The sequence below is a fragment of the Sphingomonas sp. LR60 genome (assembly GCF_036855935.1).
Taxonomy (GTDB): Bacteria; Pseudomonadota; Alphaproteobacteria; order Sphingomonadales; family Sphingomonadaceae; genus Sphingomonas.
Window position 1 is genome coordinate 1,681,035 of the sequence record NZ_JASPFK010000001.1, and the last position, 18,953, is coordinate 1,699,987.

Sequence of the window (18,953 nt, forward strand, 5' to 3'; positions counted from 1 at the left end):
CGTCCCCCTCAAACCGTAACCAGCGACGTCGGCCAGGTCATCGCCTCCCCGCGGTCCATCGCCTGTTCGCCGAGCAGCGAGGCCACGCTGGCGTAATAGGCCTGCTGCAACAAACCCGGCAGCGGTTTGCCCGAACGGACCGCCTCGCCGAAGCCTTCGAACTGCAGCATCGTCTCGTCGTACTCGCCCCAGCCGAGCGACTCACCCGGAGTCGTCACCGGCAGTTCCGGAAACCACGTCGCGCCGCCGATCGGGATCGTGCGCTTGTGCCCCCGCTTCACGTCGGCCTGCATCCGCTGCAACGCCAGCGCACGCGCCGGCACCTCCTGATAGATGCGGCCGAGTTCGGGCTCGATCGTTCCCTTGCTGCCCTGGATCTGCTCCTCGCATCCGTAACGGGCGTTGTTGAGCAGCGAGGTGTAGATCACCTTCCTGCCGCCCGCATATTCGTAGATCAGCGCGACATGGTCGTAGACCTCACGCCCGTCCTTCCAGAAGCAGATGCTGCCCGAGCCGATCACCCGGGTCGGCACGCCATCGAGAAACCAGTTGCCGACCTGAAGCTGGTGGGTCGCCAGCTCGGTCATCAACCCTGCCGAGCTTTCGCGGTACAACCGCCAGTTGATCCGGCGATCATCGCTGTCGGCAGGGACCGGGCGACGCCACGCATTGTTGCGATGCCAGCTCGCACGGATCTGCGTGATCGAGCCGATCTCCCCGGCCTTCACGCGGCGCAACGCGTTGAGATAGGTCGGATGGAACATGCGCTGATGCCCGATCTGGAGGATCTTGCCCCGCGCACGCGCGCGCTCGACCATGCGTCCACAATCCGCGATCGTTCGCGCCATCGCCTTCTCGCACCAGACGTGGAGCCCGGCGTCCATCGCGTCGAACGTATGCTGTGCGTGGCGATGGAGCGGCGTCGCGATCACCACCGCGTCCAGTCCGCGTGCGTCGAGCATCGCGCGATGATCGCTGAACTCGGGCGTGCCCGCCGCCCATTTACGCGCCTTGCCGAGGTTCGGTGCATAGGTGTCGCACATCGCGGCGACCACGCAGTTGCGCGTCTTTGCGATATTCTGGATCAGCGCGCGTCCGCGATCGCCGGTTCCGATCACGCCGAGCCGCACCTTGCCCGACCCGGCGGTTTCCGCACCGGCGGCGATCGCCGCCCATGGCGTCGCGGTCGCCATCACGCTGCCGGCAGTGGCCATCAACACACGATCGAGGAACGTGCGACGCGTCACATCGAATATCTTGTCGGTCATCAAACGAACATCCTGGTCGGTGCGGCAGCAGTCTCGAGTTCGAAGAGCATCCGCCTGGTCCCATCATGCAGCCGTCGTGCCGCGGCGTCATCCGCCACGATCAGCGCGGTACTCAACATCTCTGCCATCGCGCCGCTGCGGTCGACGACGATCGCCGTGCGTGGCGCAACGATCGCGGCGGCGTCACCCGGCCGCAGCATCGCCGCGCGCTCGGGCGCATCGATCCCGCCGCCGATCGTCGCCGAGATCGACAGCGCCTCATCGATCAGCGCGACCTCGACCAGCATCTGCTCGGCGTCGCGAGGATCGGGAATGGCGAACGACCACGCGCCGCCCAGCGGGTGCTCGCCAATCACCGCGATCGAGCTTTCCCCCGCCGACAGCAACGCGCAATCGACCTGCGTCTCGCGTAACGCCACCACCGCACGATCGAGCGCATACCCCTTACCGAATCCACCGAAGTCCATCGCGATCGGCGCGGCGCAGGCGATCGTCATCGCGCGTCGATCCAGCCGTACGTCCTTCCAGCCGACCGAGCCATGTCGCGCATCGACACTGGGATCGAACAGACCGGCCGTCACACTGCGCGCATCATCGATACGGACCAACGCGTCGAGCAGGATCGGGTCGTCGATCGCTGCGCATCGTCCGCTGCGCAGCGCCTCGTTCAGCGCCGTCGCCGGCGATGGCCGATGAATCGTCAGCGCGTCATCGACAAGCTCGATCGCGCGCTGCGCCATGGCCAGCGCCTCGGGCGCACCGCCACCGAAGCGGTGCAGCTCGATACGCGTTCCCATCGCGGCGAAGCACAGTTCGCCGGTCGCGGTCAGTGCGCGGGTCGAGACGGCCGGCTGGGTCAGGCCCTCACCTCCCAGCCCGGCTGATAGTCGACCGCCCACAATTTCATCGCCTCGGCGCTGGCGGGCTTGCCCGTCGCCGGGTCGATCGTCAGCACGCTGTTGGTGCGATAGGCGATGTTGCCGAGGTGGCAGAGCGTGGTGCTGATATGCCCCTCGGCGATCGGCGAAGCGAGCGCGCTTGCCTTGCCGCGGATCACGTCCACGAAGTTGCGCGCGTGATAGACGTCGAGCACGCCTTCCCCGACCGTCCCGGTCGTCTCCGACGTTGCAGCCGCCTTGACCTGCCGGGTCTGCTTGCCCGCCAAATCATATAGCTCGAAGCCGTTGCGATCGACGATCGCCGATCCCTTGGTGCCGAGCAACAGCACCCCGCGACCGCGACCGTAGGTCTGCTGCCCGTTGCAGCTTTCGCCCTTCCAGCGGATCACGCGATTGTCGTCATAGGTGAGATCGAGCGCGAGCGAGTCGTACATTTCCCAGTCGTCGCCCGCGTGGAAGCGCTTCGCGCCACGGGCCGCCACCGTGTTCGGATAGGTCAGCCCCATCAGCCAGCGCGCGACGTCCAGTTCGTGCATCGCGTTGTTGCAGATTTCGCCGGTGCCGTACTTCCAGAACCAGTGCCAGTTATAATGGACGAGGTTCGAGCGATACTCACCGCGTGGACGTGGCCCCTGCCACAAATCCCAATTGAGATTGGCCGGAGGCGCGACAACATTGCCCTTGCCGATCGAGCCGCGATTGTTGGCGTACCAGGTCTGCGCCTCATAGATGTCGCCCAACTCCCCGGCGCGGATCAACGCCCCCAGCTGCTGCGTCTCGGGGCTCGAGCGCTGCTGGTTGCCGACCTGCAGCACGCGCCCGGTGCGCTTCTGGGTCGCGATCAGCGCCTCGCCCTCGGCGGGCGCGATCCCGATCGGCTTTTCCATGTAACAATGCCGCCCGGAATCCATCGCGTCGATCGCGAGCTTGGCGTGCCAATGGTCCGGGGTGGCGACGGTGATGACATCGACCGCTTTGCGATCGAGCAACCGGCGGTAATCGCCCTCGGTCTTGATCGCGCTGTTGCCCTTGGCGGCGAAGGCGGCGGCACGCTTGGCGAGCACGTCCGAGTCCACGTCGACAAGGTGGGTGATCGCGACATTCGGCTGCTTGCTGAACGCGCTGAGATGCGCCTGTCCGCGGCCGTTGACCCCGACCACCGCGACGCGCAGCCGGTCGTTCGCGCCCTTGATCTGGGCATAGCTTCGCGCGCTGATCGCGACTCCCAGTGCCGCGCCGGCCCCGGTCAACATCGTGCGACGATCGATCATCGGTGCATTCCCCTCGATATTCGCGGATCTTGATCGATCGGAAGTCGACCCGATCGCCATGGTCCTGCAACAGGATCGGGCCTTGCGCCCGTTCGCCGAACGACGGCCATTTGGCATATTTGCTTTGCGCCACCAGCGCGCGGAACTCGGGCGAGCCACGCTCATATTCGACGACCTTGAAGCCGTTGAGCCAGTGTTCGACATGCCGACCGCGCGAGACGATCACCGCGCGGTTCCACTCGCCTGGCGGGTTGACGCGCTTGCCGAGGCTGCTCGGGTCGGAAAGGTTGCGCGCGGGAATCAGGTCATAGAGGGAGCCGATCGTGCGATTGCCGTCGCGCCCGCGCTTGGCGTCAGGGTGGCGCGCGTCGTCGAGCAATTGATATTCCAGCCCGATCGCCGACCCCTCCCCCTTCGACAGGTCGGGATCGACGAAATATTTGACACCGCTGTTGGCGCCTTCGGTCAGGCGGAAGTCAACCGACAGTTCGAAATTCTTATATTCGCGCGTCGTGACGATGTCGCCGCCGTTGGTCGACTCCGCACCATTGGCGCCCTCGACGGTCAGCAGGCCGTTACCGATCGCCCAGCCCTTGGTCGGGAAGCCGCTTGCCTTGGCAGCCTTCCATCCGGTGCTGGTGCGCCCGTCCCACAACAGCTTCCAGCCCGCGCGGCGCTCGCCGTCCGACAAGCGGTTCGACAGCCAACCCTGCTGCTCCAGTCCGGTGGCCGGCATCGCGAAGCGCGCAGGGCGATCGGTGATCATCCGGACGTTGCGGAACCGGGCCTCTGGATGCCGCGCCGCATCGGCATCGGGAATGGCATGGACCTGAAAGGCGATGAAGCCGCGCGCGTCCATATCGTCGACGACGTCCGCGGCCGGCACACCGTTGATCCAGGTGCGCAGCCGGTTGCCGATCGCCTCGACGCGATAGTGGTTCCAGTCGCCGGAACGGAAGGTCTTCCGTGCCGCCTCGTTACGTCCGAGCGTATACAGCCACTGACGGCGCTGCTCGTCATACAGCCCGCCGCTCCAGGCGCGCTTCGACGGATCGATCTCGGCCTGATAGCCGAATACGACACCGTTGCGATAATCCGGGCGGCTCTGCCCGCGGATCATCACGCCCGAATTGAGCGCGGGATCGGTCTTCGCATCGAACTCGATGATGAAGTCGCCATATTGCGCGTCCGACACCAGCCAGCTGTTGGTCTTGCCCGGCTCGGCGCGCCCGACCAGCTCGCCGCCCGCGACATCGTAGGTGGCGGTGCCGCCGACCTTGTGCCAACCGGCCAGCCCGGCGCGCGGCGTCACGTCGCGCCACGGAGCATTCTGTTGACGGGCTTGCGGCGGCCGCGCCGTGCCTGCGGTAGAGAGCGTCGTGGCCAGCAATGCCGCCGCTGCGAGTGTACGGACCTTCATCGAGTATCCTGCCCTAATGCCGCGGCCGCGCCGATGGCGTGGACCGTCCTGTTTTTCGGATGCTTCCGCACCTCTTCACCTCACGAGCCTAAGTCGCGGCCCGACCACTTGCAATAGAGATGTCAGACATTGGCGTCTGCTTCGCGTTCGGCTACGGTCGATCTCCGGCGCCGTCGCGGTCGATGCGCCCTGCTGACGAAACGGACGTTCGATGCGCAAGACAGAAAGTGGCGGCAAGCTGTATCGCGGGATCGTCGATGCGATCATGACCGACATCGCCGCCGGCATCTATCCCGTGGGTGCGCGCCTTCCCGCCGAACGCGACCTGACCGAGCGGTTCAAGGTGAGTCGCCCTACCGTGCGCGAGGCGATGATCGCCTTGGAGATGCAGGGCATCGTCGAGGCTCGCAAGGGATCCGGGGTTTTCGTGCTCGCGACCGGCGCGGTCGATGCGAGTCGCGAGCTGGATATCGGCGCGTTCGAGATCACCGAAGCGCGACGGCTGCTGGAAGGTGAGGTCGCGGCGGTCGCCGCCACTGAGATCGATGCCGCGCAACTCGCCGAACTCCGCGCCTTGCTGGGGCAAATGGAGCAGAGTGACGTAACGGTTGCCGAAGATGCCGACCGCCGTTTCCACATCGCGATCGCCGAGGCGACCGGCAATGCGGTGATCATCGCCGCCGTCACCGACTTCTGGGACATGCGGTTCCGCTCCCCGCTCGCGCGCGAGGTGCTCGTCAAGGCAGGCAGCCTCGGCACGGAGAGCCGCATGGCGGAACATGGCCGCATCCTCGCGGCGCTTGAGGCGCGCTCGCCGGTCGACGCGCGCAACGCGATGCGCGACCATCTAAGCCGCGTGATCGACCATCTGCTCGACGTGACCGAGACCGAGGCGGTCGAGCGGGCGCGTGCCGAGGCGACACAGCGTCGTCATGCGCTCAGACGCCGCGCGGTTTAAAGCAAGCGAGTGCATTGTCAGCATGGACTGACAATGCTACCTGACAACTCGGTTAGGACACGCTTGGGCGACTGTCACAAGACAGCGCCCGGATTGCACAACGCAGCGTGCCGGCCGACAGGGAGAGGGTTTTTGACCAGTCAGCACCGCTTTAAGCGCCATCTGCACGTCTCGATCAGTCTGATGAGCATGGTCGCCGCCACGCCGCTCGCAGCGCAGACGACCGGCCAGACGCCCTCACCTGCCGCCGCCAGCGCCGATCAGGAACTGCCCGAGGGTCAGGTCGCCGATATCGTCGTCACCGGTTTTCGCGCCGCGCTGAACAACGCGCTCAACCAGAAGCGCAACGAGACGGCCGCGATCGACAGCATCGTCGCCGAAGATATCGGCAAATTCCCCGACTCCAACCTCGCCGAATCGATGCAGCGCATCCCCGGCGTCGCACTGTCGCGTGGTGACGGTGGCGAAGGGCGCAACATCTCGGTCCGCGGGCTCGGCGCGCAATTCACGCGCGTCCGCATCAACGGTATGGAAGGCGTGTCGCAGGTCAGCGGTAGTGATATCCGCGGCGGCGTCGCGACCGGGCGGTCATTCGACTTTGTGACCTTCCCGACCGAGATCTTCTCGGCGCTGTCGGTTCGCAAGACGATGTCCGCCGACGTCGAGGAAGGCTCGCTGGGCGCAACCGTCGATCTGCGCGCGCCCCGCCCGTTCGACCAGAAGAAGGACTTCGTCTTCTCAGGCACCGCTCGCGGCATCTACAACGACATCAAGAAGGACGTCGACCCGCGGCTGTCGGCGCTGTTCTCGAAGAAGTTCGGCGACACGTTCGGGATCCTCGGCAGCATCGCCTATTCGAAGCGCCACATCGACGAATATGCCTATTCGGCAGCCGACGTGGTCCCGACCTATGTCTACGGCCTCGAGGCTCCATCGAGCGTTCCCCGGACATCGACCGACCCGCTGATCGGCAGCGGCCCGAACCGCTCACTGATCCTCCCGTTCTGCACCCCCGTCGGCTACACCTATCGCGGTGTGGCGGTGAACGGCCCCAGCAGCGGGTTCACGCAATCGAACGGCACGCCGATCGGCGCGGACGCCAACAATTGCAGCACCAACAATCCCCGCACCGGCACTGCTGCGGCTTATGATTACATCATGAGCCGCCCCGGCGCGAATGGCCGTCCGGGTGGCGGCGTGTTCCTGCCCCGGCTGCCACGCCCGGTGAAGAGCAGCCAGGACCAGCAGCGGATCGCCGGATCGTTGACGCTGCAATGGAAGCCAAGCGATCTCACCGACATCTCGATCGATGGCCTGTATTCGCGCTTCAAGGTCAACCGCCTCGACACGATGTTCGACGCCCGCTCGTTCGGTCGTGCGCTGTCGAACAACGGTCAGCCGCTCACCTCGGTGCGAGAGATCGAAGTCGACGACAACGGCTCGCTGATCCACGGCCTGTTCGATGGCGTCGATCTCCGCTCGGAGATGCAGGACGAGAAATTCACCTCGGAATACAAGCAGGTAAACCTCAACATCGACCATCGCTTCTCCGACACGTTCCGCGTCTTCGGCCTTGCCGGCATCAACCGTTCGGAACTCGACGTGAACCGCCTTCAGGTCGCGATCGACTCGAACGACACACGCAATTGGTCGATCGACTTCCGCGACAATCCGGACATTCCGAAGGTCGGCTACGGCATCGACACCACCAATCCAGCGCTCTTCCAATATGGCCCGCCGCTCGCCACCGGCGACCAGCGCGGACAATTGTCCAATTTCATCCGGCGCAACACGATCACCAGCAAGACCTTCGAACTGAACACTGAATGGAAAGCGGCCCCCGGTTTCACCGTGCAGGTCGGCGGCCAATATCGCACCAACGAATATGTCGCGCTGGAGCGGCAACTGACCAATACCACGCCATTGACACTGCCCACCGGTGTGTCGGTCAGCGACTTCACCTTCGTGACCAACGGTATCGGCAAAAACCTCGGCGGTCAGCTTCAGGATTTCGTCGCGGTCGATCCCGACAAATTCCGTCGCGCGGTCAATTTCGACACCTATAGCTATTGCAACATTGAATGCGCGCGCGGGACCTACGGCGGGGTCAGCGAGAAATATTCGACCGGCTATTTGATGTTCAAATTCGACACCAGCAACGCGCTGCCGTTCGCACTGCGCGGCGATGCCGGCGTCCGCTACGTCCATACCAAGCTCGACACCTACGGCCCGATCACCGCCGCGGCGCCGGCTGGGGCGCCGTTCGCGTCGCGCTTCGTCATCTCGGAAGTCGGTCGTTCCTATGACGACTGGTTGCCGTCGATGAACCTCGCGCTCGACGTTACGCCCGATCTGATCGCGCGTTTGTCGACGTCGCGGGTCATGTCGCGCCCGTCCTATGGACAGTTGATCCCCGCGGGTAGCGCCAATCTGGTCATTCAGACCGCCTCGTTTAGCAACCCGTTCCTCGAGCCGATCCGCGCCAATACCTTCGACGCGTCGCTCGAATGGTATTTCGCCCCCGGCTCGCTGATCTCGCTCGCCTATTTCTACAAGAATATCGAGAGCTACATCCAGACGACCAGCACGAGCGTCGCCTTCCAGGACATCGGCCTGCCGCTGTCGCTGCTGTCGGGGACGCTGCTGAGCGGCAATGACCAGTTCACCGTTCAGCGGAGCAACAACACGCCCGGTGGCCCGTTACGCGGGTTCGAGGTCAACGTGCAGCTCCCGTTCCGCTTCCTGCCGGGTGCCCTCAGCAATTTCGGCGCGCTCGCCAACTTCACGCGCGTGCGATCGAACATCAACTACATCATCTCCCCGTCGCTCTCGCGCACCGCGCCGCTCGTCGGACTGTCGCCGGAGACCGCAAGCGGCACGCTTTATTATGAGGACAGCCGCTTCAGCATCCGCTCGACCGTCAACTATCGCGCATCGTTCCTGACAGCGGTGCCGAGCGGATCGGTCGACGCGGACTCTACGTCGAACGCCAGTTCGATCTTCGTCGACGCCTCGGCCTCGTACAACCTGACCGAGAACATCAAGCTGATCGCCGAAGTGTCGAACATCACCAACGAAACCAACCGGCTGACCGTCGATACCGTCCGTCAGGACCCGCTCTACACGGCCTATTTCGGGCGCACCTACGCGCTTGCGATCAACTTCCAGCTCTGACCTGACGGATGCCGATGACCGATCAACAACCTGCGCCGCTCAGGGCCGGTGGCAACATTCGCTGGGTGATCTGCGCCTTGCTGTTCTTTGCCACCACGATCAATTATATCGATCGGCAGGTCATCGGCATCCTCAAGCCGACACTCCAGTCGGTGCTTGGCTGGTCCGAGATCGATTACGGCACGATCGTCTTCTGGTTCCAGGCCGCCTATGCGATCGGGCTGCTGGCGTGCGGCCCGATCATCGACAAGGTCGGCTCCAAGCTCGGCTATGCTGCCGCCATCACCTTGTGGAGCGTCGCGGCGATGTTCCACGCGCTGGTGCGCAGCCCCGGCGGGTTCGCGATGGCGCGCTTCGCATTGGGGCTGGGCGAAGCGGCCAACTTCCCGGCCGCAATCAAGTCGGTCGCCGAATGGTTTCCGAAGAAGGAGCGCGCGCTGGCCGCGGGCATCCTCAACGCCGGCGCCAATGTCGGCGCGATCGCGACGCCGATCGTCGTGCCGATGATCGCGCTCAGCTACGGCTGGCAGGCGGCCTTCATCATCACCGGCGCGCTCGGCTTCATATGGCTGGCGGCGTGGCTGCTCTTCTATCGTGCGCCCGCGCATCATCCACGGGTCAGCGCGCAGGAACTGGCCTATATCGCAGCCGATCAGGACAATGACGCGGGCACTGCCCCGATCCCCTGGAGCCAGTTGTTCCGCCGCCGCGCGACCTGGGCGTTCGTTATCGCAAAATTCCTCACCGATCCGGTCTGGTACCTTTTCCTCTTCTGGTTGCCCGATTTCTTCGCGAAGCGGCACGGGCTGGATCTCAAGACGTTCGGCCCGCCGCTGATCGCCGTCTATCTGCTCGCGGACGTCGGAAGCATCGGCGGCGGCTGGCTGTCGTCGGCACTCATCAAGCGCGGCTTCAGCGTCAATGCCGGCCGCAAGCTCGCCTTGCTCGTGTCCGCCATCCTCGTGACGCCGATCGTCTTCGCCAGCAGCGTGTCCAGCCTCACCGCCGCAGTGGCGATCATCGGACTGGCGGCTGCCGCGCATCAGGGCTGGTCGTCGAACCTCTACACGATGGTGTCGGACACCTTCCCGCGCACCTCGATCGCTTCGGTGATGGGGATCGGCGGCGCTGCCGGCGCCATCGGCGGGATGATCATGGCCAAATATGTCGGGCAGGTGCTGGAAACGGTCGGCACCTATGTCCCAGTGTTCCTGTGGGCCGGCAGCGCCTATCTGATCGCGCTGCTCCTCGTCCACCTGCTCGTGCCGCGCCTCGACAACAAGGCGAGCCGCTGATCTAGCGGGGCTCCGGACTGGGTCCGGAGCCCCGCTGTTATTGACCGCCGATAAATCAGGGATGGCGTTACGCCTTACCCCTGCGCAGTCAGCGTCTTACCCAGCGCCTTGTGCCACCCGGCAGCCAGCGCGCCCCGCGCCTCTTCCGTCATCTTGGGTTCGAAGCACGCCCCGCGCGCCCAGGTCGCCGCCAGCGCATCAAGATCCTTCCACACCCCCGTGGCCAGCCCGGCATGGAAGGCCGCGCCCAAGGCGGTCGTCTCGAGATGTCGAGGCCGCTCGACCGGCACCTGCAACATGTCGGCGAGGAACTGGCAGAGCCAGTCGTTGGCCGCCATCCCGCCATCGACGCGGATCGTCGCCGGAGGGTCGCCACCGTCCGCGACCATCGCGTCGGCCAGATCCATGGTCTGATATCCCACCGCTTCCAGCGCGGCGCGCGCCAGATGCGCCTGCGTCGACCCCAGCGTCAGCCCGAAGATCGCGCCGCGCGCGTCCGGGTCCCAATGTGGTGCACCGAGGCCAACGAATGCCGGCACCATATAGACGCCGTGGCTGTCGGGCACCTGCGTCGCCATGTCGTCGGTGTCCCGCGCATGGGTGATGACCCCGATCCCGTCCCGCAGCCACTTCACCGCCGCCCCCGCGATGAAGATCGATCCTTCCAGCGCGTAGATGACCTTGCCATTCAGCCGATAGGCGGGCGTGGTCAGCAGTCGATGCTCGGATGCCACCGCTTCCTCGCCCGTGTTGAGCAGCATGAAGCAACCGGTGCCATAGGTCGATTTGACCATGCCCGTGGCGAAACACGCCTGGCCGAACAGCGCCGCCTGCTGATCGCCCGCCACGCCCGCGATCGGGATCGCTACGTCGAACAATCCCTCGGCGGTGTGGCCGAAGATATGGCTGTTGTCGTGCACCTCCGGCAGCAACGCCATCGGCACGTCGAACAACGCGCACAGCGCCTCGTCCCAGCGCTGCGCATGGATATCGTAGAGCAACGTGCGGCTGGCGTTGGTGATGTCGGTCGCGTGGACCGCGCCGCCGGTCAGCCGCCACAGCAGGAAGCTGTCGATCGTCCCGAAGGCCAGTTCGCCCTTCTCCGCCCGCTCGCGCGCGCCCTCGACATGGTCGAGGATCCACGCCAGCTTGGTCGCCGAGAAATAGGGGTCGAGCAGCAGCCCGGTCTTCGCGCGCACGCTGCGCTCGTGCCCCGCTTCCTTGAGCCGCGCGCACAGTTCGGCGGTGCGACGATCCTGCCAGACGATCGCGTTGTGGATCGCTTTACCGCTCGCGCGGTCCCAGACCACCACCGTCTCGCGCTGGTTGGTGATCCCGATCCCAGCGATACCGGTCGCGCCCACGCCGCTTTCCGCCACTGCTTCGCGAGCGGTCGCCAGTGTGTCGCGCCAGATGTCCTCGGGGTCGTGCTCGACCCAGCCGGGCTGCGGATAATGTTGCGCGAACTCGCGCTGCGCCGTCGACACCGGGGCCGTGCTCACGTCGAAGACGATCGCCCGCGTCGAGGTGGTCCCCTGATCGATCGCCAGAATATGCTGCGGACCCGCCACCCTCTTCTCCTTGTCGATCAAGCGCGTGCGTGCGGCGGCAGATAAGGCCGCACCAGATATTGATAGATCGCCGCGCCGGTTACGCCGCCGACCAACGGTCCCGCGATTGGCACCCACCAGTAATTATCGGGCCCGGGCAGCGCGGAGTCGCCCCACCCCATCAGCCAACAGAACAGGCGTGGACCGAAGTCGCGCGCCGGGTTGATCGGCCAGCCCTCCAAATACCCCGCCGACGCCCCGATGCACGCCACCAGCAGGCCGATGATGAGCGCGCTGGCATTCGCCATCGGCGCCTGCGTGTTGAACTCGTCAGTGATCGCGAAGATGCCGAGCAGCAGGATCGCGGTCAGCACCACCTCGTCCCAAAAGGCATGGACCGGCGTGATATGCGCACCCGGCGCGGTGAAGAACACGCCCGCCGCGCCTCCCCCGGCGCGGGTGAGGCCGTGCGCGCTGTTGAACGCCTCGATCACCGGCCCGAACAATTGATAGACCAGCGCCGCGCCGATCATCGCGCCGACCACCTGCGCCGCGACATAGGGCAGCACCTTGCGCTTGGGAAAGTCCCGGAAGATCGCGAGCGCCAGCGTCACCGCCGGGTTGGCGTGCGTGCCCGAGACCGCCCCCGTCACATAGATCGCCAGCGTCACCGCCAGCCCCCAGGCGATGCAGACGCCCCAATAAGCGGTCGCATAGGGGCTGGGATCGTAGAGGATCAGCATCGCCGCCGCGGAGTCGCCCAGCGTGATGATGATCGCCACCGCCAGCGCCTCGGCGATCAGCTCGCCTCTGAAGCCATGCTGCCCCGTCACGCTTTGTCCTCCCCTCGCGCCTCATGCGGGCGCTCCCCGCTACCTTCCTGTGTTTAAGGCGAAGGTCAATGCAGGTTTGAAGCATCGAACCATCTTGCCGTATGTTATTGCTCATCAACCGCTACGAGGCACCGTTCGTGCAGCATTCGACCTCACCTGCCATCGCCGACGTCGACCTCCTGATCGTTGGCGGCGGGATCAACGGGGCCGGCATCGCCCGCGATGCCGCCGGCCGGGGGCTGTCGGTGATGCTGGTCGAGCAGGACGATCTCGCCAGCCATACGTCGTCAGCCTCCACCAAGCTGATCCATGGCGGGCTGCGCTATCTCGAATATCGCGAGTTCCGCCTGGTGCGTGAGGCGCTGATCGAGCGTGAACGGCTGTGGCGAATGGCGCCGCACATCATCTGGCCGCTCGAGTTCGTGCTGCCGCAGAGCAACTCGCCGCGGCCGGCGTGGCTCGTGCGGCTCGGCCTATTCCTCTACGATCACCTCGGCGGCCGCGAACGCCTGCCGGCGACGCGCACCGTCGCGCTCGATCGCGACGCGGTCGGCAACGGGCTGAAGCCGGGTAATCCCAAGGCATTCGTCTATTCGGACTGCTGGGTGGAGGATAGCCGGCTCGTCGTCCTCAACGCGCGCGACGCCGCCGATCGCGGCGCGACCATCCTGACGCGCACCCGACTGGTCGACGCGCGCCGCGATGGCCAAGGCTGGACGGCCACGATCGCCGATGCCGCGGGACCGCGCGATGTGCGGGCGCGCGCGATCGTCAACGCCGCGGGACCGTGGGTGGCGGACGTGCTCGGCAAGGTTCCCGACGCACGTCGGGACCGTGGCGTGCGGCTGGTGAAGGGCAGTCACATCGTCGTGCCACGGCTCTACGATGGCGCGCACGCCTTCCTGCTCCAGAACCCCGACCGTCGCGTGGTGTTCGCGATCCCGTACGAGCAGCATTACACGCTGGTCGGCACCACCGACGAAGCGTGGCAGGGGCAACCCGGCCGCGCCACCATCGATCAGCAGGAAACGGATTATCTGCTCGGCACGATCGCACGCTATTTCGAGCGGCCTGTGGCGCAGGACGAGATCGTCTGGAGCTATTCCGGCATCCGCCCGCTGTACGACGATCACGCCACCAACGCCTCGGCCGTGACCCGCGACTATGTGCTCGATCTGGATAAAGGTGCAGGCGGCGCACCGATGCTGAGCATCTTCGGTGGCAAGATCACCACCTACCGCAAGCTCGCCGAGCACGCGCTGCAGGAACTCGCCGGCTTCTTTCCTCGGCGGGGCCGGCATGGACCGCGGGCGCCGCGCTGCCGGGCGGTGACATGCCGGGTGCAGATTTCGAACACTACCTCGCGACACTGCAACGACGCTATCTTGCGCTTCCCGCCGAACTGCTCCGACGGCTGGCGCGCGCTTACGGCACCAAGGCGGAGCACCTGCTGGGCGATGCGCAAACCGTCGCGGACCTCGGCGAGAATATGGGCGGCGGCCTGTTCAGCCGCGAAGTCGATTATCTACGAACAGCGGAATGGGCCACCTGTGCCGAGGACATCCTCTACCGCCGCAGCAAGCTTGGCCTGCACGTCCCGCCGGGCACCGCCGAGCGCGTCGACGCCCAGCTAGGCCGCAGTTAGTGAAACAGCCCGTGGCGGCTCACCAGGGCGTTGAAGGCATCTGCCGATAGCGGCGAGGCGAAGACGCACCCCGCGACGAGATCGTCCGCCCACACCACCATAGCGGCGATCATGCCGAGTCCGGGCAGGTTGAGCCAGATCGGCTGGTTGCGGTCCATGCTCGAAAAGGTGAGCAGCCGACAGCCATGTTCGGAAAGGTCGACGACCTTGCACAGCGTGCGGGCCATGCCGCTCTGCTCTGCAGGTGTTTCAAGCTCCAGTCGCGCACGCTTGCTGCGGCGGAAGGGGCGGACGGCGGGGGTATATTCGGCTGCGAACATGGCGGCGAGCCTACGCCGCCATGCTTAACGCGCAGTTAAGGCTATCGCAATTACTTGCGCAGCGTGAGCCCACCACCGAAGCGCTTGTTGAAGCGCGCGACCTGGCCGCCCGAATCAAGCAGCTGACCACGACCACCGGTCCATGCCGGGTGCGCCAACGGGTCGATTTCCAGCGTCATCGTGTCGCCTTCCTTGCCCCAGGTGGAGCGGGTCTCGTACACAGTGCCGTCGGTCATCTGGACCTTGATCATGTGATAGTCGGGATGCGTGTCTTTCTTCATGGTCGTGCTCCGAAATGGCTGGTTCCGACCAGCCTGAAAGGAAGGCGCGCGCCTAATCGAAACGCGCGCCGAAGTCAAAGCCTGTCGCTGTGGGCTACGCGCGCTTGGGCGGATCCGCGATCATCGCGGTGAAATTCGCTTCCGCCGCGACCTGGCCGTTGATCTTCGCGACACCGGCGAACTTGCACACCGACGAACGCTTCTGGACGAACTCGACTTCCAGCGACAGAAGCACGCCGGGCTCGACGGGCTTGCGGAACTTCGCACCCTCGATGGCCATGAAATAGACCAGCTTCCCCGATCCGGCGAGACCGAGGCTTTCGACCGCGAGCACGCCCGCGGCCTGCGCCAGCGCCTCGATGATCAACACGCCGGGCATGATCGGACGTCCGGGGAAATGCCCCTGGAAGAAGCCTTCGTTGATCGTCACGGCCTTGATCGCACGGATCGAGCGATCGCGAACGATCTCCTCGACCCGGTCGACCAACAGCATCGGGTAACGGTGCGGCAGCGCCGCCATCACGGCCACGATGTCGAGCGGACCGATCGGTCCGCCCGTCGTGTCGGTCGGCGCCTCGCTCACCGGCCGGTGGGTGCGCGGGTGGTCGCCGCCGGAGCGGTCGCTGCCGGGGCGGCTGCTGCGCCGGCTGCGTCACCCTGCTGGCCCGGCTGCCAATTGGCGGGCGGGGTGATCCCGACGGTCGGGACCAGACGATCCAGCTCGGCGGTGATCGCCGAGGTGATGTCGGTGGTGGGCTGCGCGAACAGCGCCGCGTTCGGGCGCAATAGCAAGCTGACGTTCTTGGCACGCACCGCGCCGTTCACCGCGTCGGGCAGCTTGGCCGAGATCTGCTCGATCGCATAGGCCTGCGCACGGCTCGCCGGCGCCGTCAGCCGCTGCAGTTCGGCATTGGCGGTCTGCTCGCGGGTTTGGATCGCCTGGGCCTGCGTACGCAGCGACGCCTCGGTCGCACCGGGGGCGGCGGCCGCCTTCTGGTACGCAGCGACGAGCGGCTGCAGCTCGGTCGTGATCGCCTGACGACGCGTGTTCGCCTGATCGAGCTGCGCCTTGTAGGTCGTCTGGATCTGCGTGCGCGCGGTCGCCCAAGCCTTCGAATTGGCCACGGCTGCCTCGGGATCACCGACGGCGATGCCGGCAACCTGTGCGCTGGCGGTAGCGGCGGTGAACGCACCCGGCGTCACGAGCGCGGTGGCGAGCAGGAGGTGCTTGAAGTTGGTCATCAGAACTGAGTCCCTACGTTGAAGGTGATAAGCTTGCGGTCGTCGCCTGCCTGCGAGACCAGCGCCTTGGCGAGGTCGATACGCAGCGGGCCGAACGGCGAATTCCAGTTTACGCCGATGCCGATCGACACGCGCGGCTGCGCCGAATTGCCGAGGAAGCGTTCGTCGAACGGCTGCGACGCGATTTGCGGCGAGTTGGGGACGATGCCGTTACATCCGCCGTTGCCGTTCGGAATGCCGGCGGCGCAGGTCGTCGGCACCAGCACACCCGCGGCGTTGACGTACGAGAAGAGCGGGTTGCCGGCGCCGTCCTTGACTGGCAACGGCAGCACGATCGTGTTGCCACTGGCGTCGGTCGTGGTCGGGAAGACCGCCGTCGGCAGCGGACGCGTGATATTGAACAGGCTGCCGAACTGCGCATAGATCGACGGCCGCAGCCCCATCTCGCGCGCGCCGGAGCCGAGCGGAATCTCGAGCTCGAAGCGGCCGAGGTAATAAGCCGTGCCGCCCAGCGCGTCGTCGACCAACTGGTCGCGATCGGTGATCAGCACCTGCTTGCCCGCGGCGTCGGTGGTATAATAACGACGCTGCACGCGCGGCCCGACGCCACGAATGTCGAAGCCACGGAACTGCGGCTCGCCGAGATAGAAGCGGTCGTTGATACGGATCCGGTCGATCCCCTCCCCGCGCGACTTCTCGAGCGACTTGATATAGCCGCCCTCGCCGACGAACGAGCCGATGAATCCTCCCCCGATGTTCACGAACTTCGAGAAGTCCAGCTTCGAACGGATATATTTCACATCGCCGCCGAGACCGGCGAAGTCTTGGCTGAACACGAAGCGCTGACCCGCGGTCGGGCGCAAGCGGCTGTTGAGGCTGTCGAAGATCAGCGAATAGCCGACCGACGACGTCAGGCGGTTGCCCAGTGAGTCGCAGAGATAGCGCCCGGCCTTCAGCGGATCGCACTTGCCGTTGGTATAGAAGCTGTTCTGGTCCAAACCGACTTCATCATAATTGAAGCCATAACGACCGGCAAGCTGCCAATATTCGGTCAGCGGTACGCCGGTTCGGACCTGGAACCCGGTCGAAACCTGGCTGTACGTGGTGTTGCGATTGGTGCCGATGAAGTTGAACGCATTGTAATCGCGGCGGAAAACATCGACGCCCAGCGCGATGTTCTTGTCGAACACGTACGGCTCGGTGAAGCCGAGCTGGATCGACTTCGAATAGGTCGAATAGTTCACGCCCGCGCTGAGCGTCTGCCCCTTGCCGCGGAAGTTGTTCTGCGTGATGTTCGCCTGGATGATGAACCGCTCGAGGCTCGAGAAGCCGGCCGAGAGCTGCAACTGCCCGGTCGAGCGTTCCTCGACATTCGCATCGAGCACGACGCGGTCGGGCGCGGAGCCCGGCGTCTGCTTGATCTCGAACTTGTCCTGGAAGAAGCCCAGCGAGTTGATGCGGTCCTGCGAACGCTTCACCTGGAAGCTGTTGAAGGCATCGCCCTCGCCCAGGCGCACTTCGCGACGGATGACCTTGTCCTGCGTCTGCGTGTTGCCGGTGATGTCGACGCGCTCGACGTAGGTGCGCTGGGCCTGACCGATGTGGAAGTTGATCGACATGGTCAGCGTTTCGCGATCACGCTGGAACTCGGGCTGCGTGTTGCTGAACGCATAGCCGAACAGCCCGGCCGTCTCGCTCAGATTGTCGACCGTGTCCTCGACCGCCTTGGCGTTATACCAGTCGCCCTTCTTGATCGGCAGCCCCGCGGCGAGCTTCTTGCCGTCGAAGTCGCGGATGTCGCTGTCGACCGTCACGTCGCCGAACTTATAGCGCGGCCCTTCTTCCACCACATAGGTTATGATGAAGTCCTTGCGGTCCGGAGTCAGCTCGGCCACCGCCGAGGTCACGCGGAAATCGGCATAGCCTTCGGTCAGATAGAATTGCCGCAGCTTCTGCTGGTCGTAGGCAAGCCGATCCTGATCGTAGGACGTGCCCGACGACAGCAGGCGATAGAAGCGCGCTTCCTTGGTCGCCATCTGCGCGCGCAGCTTGCCCGCGTCGAACACCTTGTTGCCGATGATGTTGATCTGGCGAACCTTCGACTTTGGACCCTCAGTGACCTCGAAGATCACGTCGACGCGGTTCTGGTCGAGGCTGACCATCTTCGGCTGCACGGTCGCCGCGAAGCGGCCCTGGCGGCGATACAGCTCGATGATGCGCGCGACGTCGGCACGTACCGCCGATCGGGTGAAGATCTGACGCGGCTTGAGGCGGACCTCCTTACCGATCTTGTCTTCCTTCAGGCGCTTATTGCCCTCGAAGATCACGCGGTTGATGATCGGGTTCTCGCGCACGCGAATCACGATATTGCCGGTCGCCGCACCGTCGATCTGCACGTCGGCGAACAGGTCGCTGGCGTACAGGTCCTTGATCGCCTGATCGAGCGTCTCGTTGGTGTAGCTGTCGCCCTGCCGCAGCTTGGTATAGCTCAGCGCGGTCTCCGGCTCGATGCGCTGCGTACCCTCGACCCGCAAGGTCGTGATCGTGCGCGCGGCCGGCTGTGCGATCGCGGGCGCCTGCGCGGCCTGCGTCGTAGCGGCCGCTGGCGTCGTGGCCGCTGCGCGTGCCGGCACCTTGGCGGCGGGGCGGGTCTGGGCTGGGCGCGTCTGGGCGGTCGCGGCCAGCGGCACACCGGCCAGCATGGTGCAGCCCAGCAAGGTCGCCGAGGCACGCGCCCGCGAAGTCGAAGTGTTCAACACCGTCACTGCAATCCTACCCGAGAGTAAACGCCGTCCAT

Annotated in this window: 13 protein-coding genes and 2 pseudogenes; 4 read left to right on the top strand and 11 right to left on the bottom strand. The window is 65.4% G+C overall.

Translation table 11 applies throughout. The features are described 5' to 3' along the window. Positions 1 to 8: 8 nt before the first annotated feature. From QP166_RS07625 to QP166_RS07640, 4 genes and pseudogenes are all read right to left on the bottom strand, one after another. On the bottom strand, positions 9 to 1,268 hold the full coding sequence (locus tag QP166_RS07625; protein ID WP_333915376.1) for a Gfo/Idh/MocA family protein: 1,260 nt from the start codon (positions 1,266 to 1,268) through the stop codon (positions 9 to 11). After that, the gene (locus QP166_RS07630) at positions 1,268 to 2,167 is read right to left on the bottom strand and encodes an FAD:protein FMN transferase (protein WP_333915377.1); all 900 of its coding nucleotides are present in this window, start codon (positions 2,165 to 2,167) and stop codon (positions 1,268 to 1,270) included. The genes QP166_RS07625 and QP166_RS07630 overlap by 1 nt, the downstream gene beginning before the upstream one ends. Next, a complete protein-coding gene (locus QP166_RS07635; protein ID WP_333915378.1) occupies positions 2,125 to 3,555 on the bottom strand; it encodes a Gfo/Idh/MocA family protein in 1,431 nt (476 codons plus the stop codon). Before QP166_RS07635 ends, QP166_RS07630 begins: the two co-directional genes overlap by 43 nt. Continuing rightward, positions 3,473 to 4,858: pseudogene (locus QP166_RS07640) on the bottom strand (3-keto-disaccharide hydrolase); the annotation flags it as partial. The gene QP166_RS07635 and the pseudogene QP166_RS07640, both read right to left, overlap by 83 nt. Before the next feature lie 211 nt (positions 4,859 to 5,069). Between QP166_RS07640 and QP166_RS07645 the strand changes: the two are divergent. The 3 genes from QP166_RS07645 to QP166_RS07655 all read left to right on the top strand — a co-directional run bounded on the left by QP166_RS07645 (position 5,070) and on the right by QP166_RS07655 (position 10,285). Continuing rightward, positions 5,070 to 5,816 carry a FadR/GntR family transcriptional regulator gene (locus QP166_RS07645; RefSeq protein WP_333915379.1) on the top strand — a complete coding sequence of 249 codons (747 nt, stop codon included), beginning with the start codon at positions 5,070 to 5,072 and terminating at the stop codon, positions 5,814 to 5,816. A gap of 132 nt (positions 5,817 to 5,948) precedes the next feature. Next, positions 5,949 to 8,990, top strand: a complete 3,042-nt coding sequence (locus QP166_RS07650) for a TonB-dependent receptor (RefSeq protein WP_333915380.1) — start codon at positions 5,949 to 5,951, stop codon at positions 8,988 to 8,990. 14 nt (positions 8,991 to 9,004) lie between these two features. Continuing rightward, complete coding sequence (locus QP166_RS07655; protein WP_333915381.1) at positions 9,005 to 10,285, top strand: MFS transporter; 1,281 nt, start codon at positions 9,005 to 9,007, stop codon at positions 10,283 to 10,285. A 74-nt stretch (positions 10,286 to 10,359) separates the two neighbouring features. Here QP166_RS07655 and glpK read toward each other — a convergent pair whose 3' ends face one another. Together glpK and QP166_RS07665 are read right to left on the bottom strand one after the other, a co-directional pair. After that, complete coding sequence (gene glpK / locus QP166_RS07660) at positions 10,360 to 11,856, bottom strand: glycerol kinase GlpK (protein WP_333915382.1); 1,497 nt, start codon at positions 11,854 to 11,856, stop codon at positions 10,360 to 10,362. Between the two features lie 17 nt (positions 11,857 to 11,873). After that, positions 11,874 to 12,668: an MIP/aquaporin family protein gene (locus tag QP166_RS07665; RefSeq protein WP_333915383.1), complete on the bottom strand. Its 795-nt coding sequence runs from the start codon at positions 12,666 to 12,668 to the stop codon at positions 11,874 to 11,876. Between the two features lie 101 nt (positions 12,669 to 12,769). Between QP166_RS07665 and QP166_RS07670 the strand changes: the two are divergent. Beyond that, positions 12,770 to 14,313: pseudogene (locus tag QP166_RS07670) on the top strand (glycerol-3-phosphate dehydrogenase). On the opposite strand, the gene QP166_RS07675 reads toward QP166_RS07670, so the two are convergent. From QP166_RS07675 to bamA, 5 genes are all read right to left on the bottom strand, one after another. Beyond that, the gene (locus tag QP166_RS07675; RefSeq protein ID WP_333915384.1) at positions 14,310 to 14,633 is read right to left on the bottom strand and encodes a PilZ domain-containing protein; all 324 of its coding nucleotides are present in this window, start codon (positions 14,631 to 14,633) and stop codon (positions 14,310 to 14,312) included. The pseudogene QP166_RS07670 and the gene QP166_RS07675 sit on opposite strands and share 4 nt — an antisense overlap. 50 nt (positions 14,634 to 14,683) lie before the next feature. After that, positions 14,684 to 14,914: a 50S ribosomal protein L31 gene (rpmE, locus tag QP166_RS07680; RefSeq protein WP_159757289.1), complete on the bottom strand. Its 231-nt coding sequence runs from the start codon at positions 14,912 to 14,914 to the stop codon at positions 14,684 to 14,686. A 94-nt stretch (positions 14,915 to 15,008) separates the two neighbouring features. After that, entirely contained in the window at positions 15,009 to 15,497 is a 489-nt protein-coding gene (fabZ, locus tag QP166_RS07685) for a 3-hydroxyacyl-ACP dehydratase FabZ (RefSeq protein WP_333915385.1), read from the bottom strand. After that, on the bottom strand, positions 15,494 to 16,156 hold the full coding sequence (locus QP166_RS07690; RefSeq protein WP_333915386.1) for an OmpH family outer membrane protein: 663 nt from the start codon (positions 16,154 to 16,156) through the stop codon (positions 15,494 to 15,496). Before QP166_RS07690 ends, fabZ begins: the two co-directional genes overlap by 4 nt. Then, entirely contained in the window at positions 16,156 to 18,858 is a 2,703-nt protein-coding gene (gene bamA, locus QP166_RS07695; RefSeq protein WP_333917289.1) for an outer membrane protein assembly factor BamA, read from the bottom strand. The genes QP166_RS07690 and bamA overlap by 1 nt, the downstream gene beginning before the upstream one ends. Positions 18,859 to 18,953 lie beyond the last annotated feature (95 nt).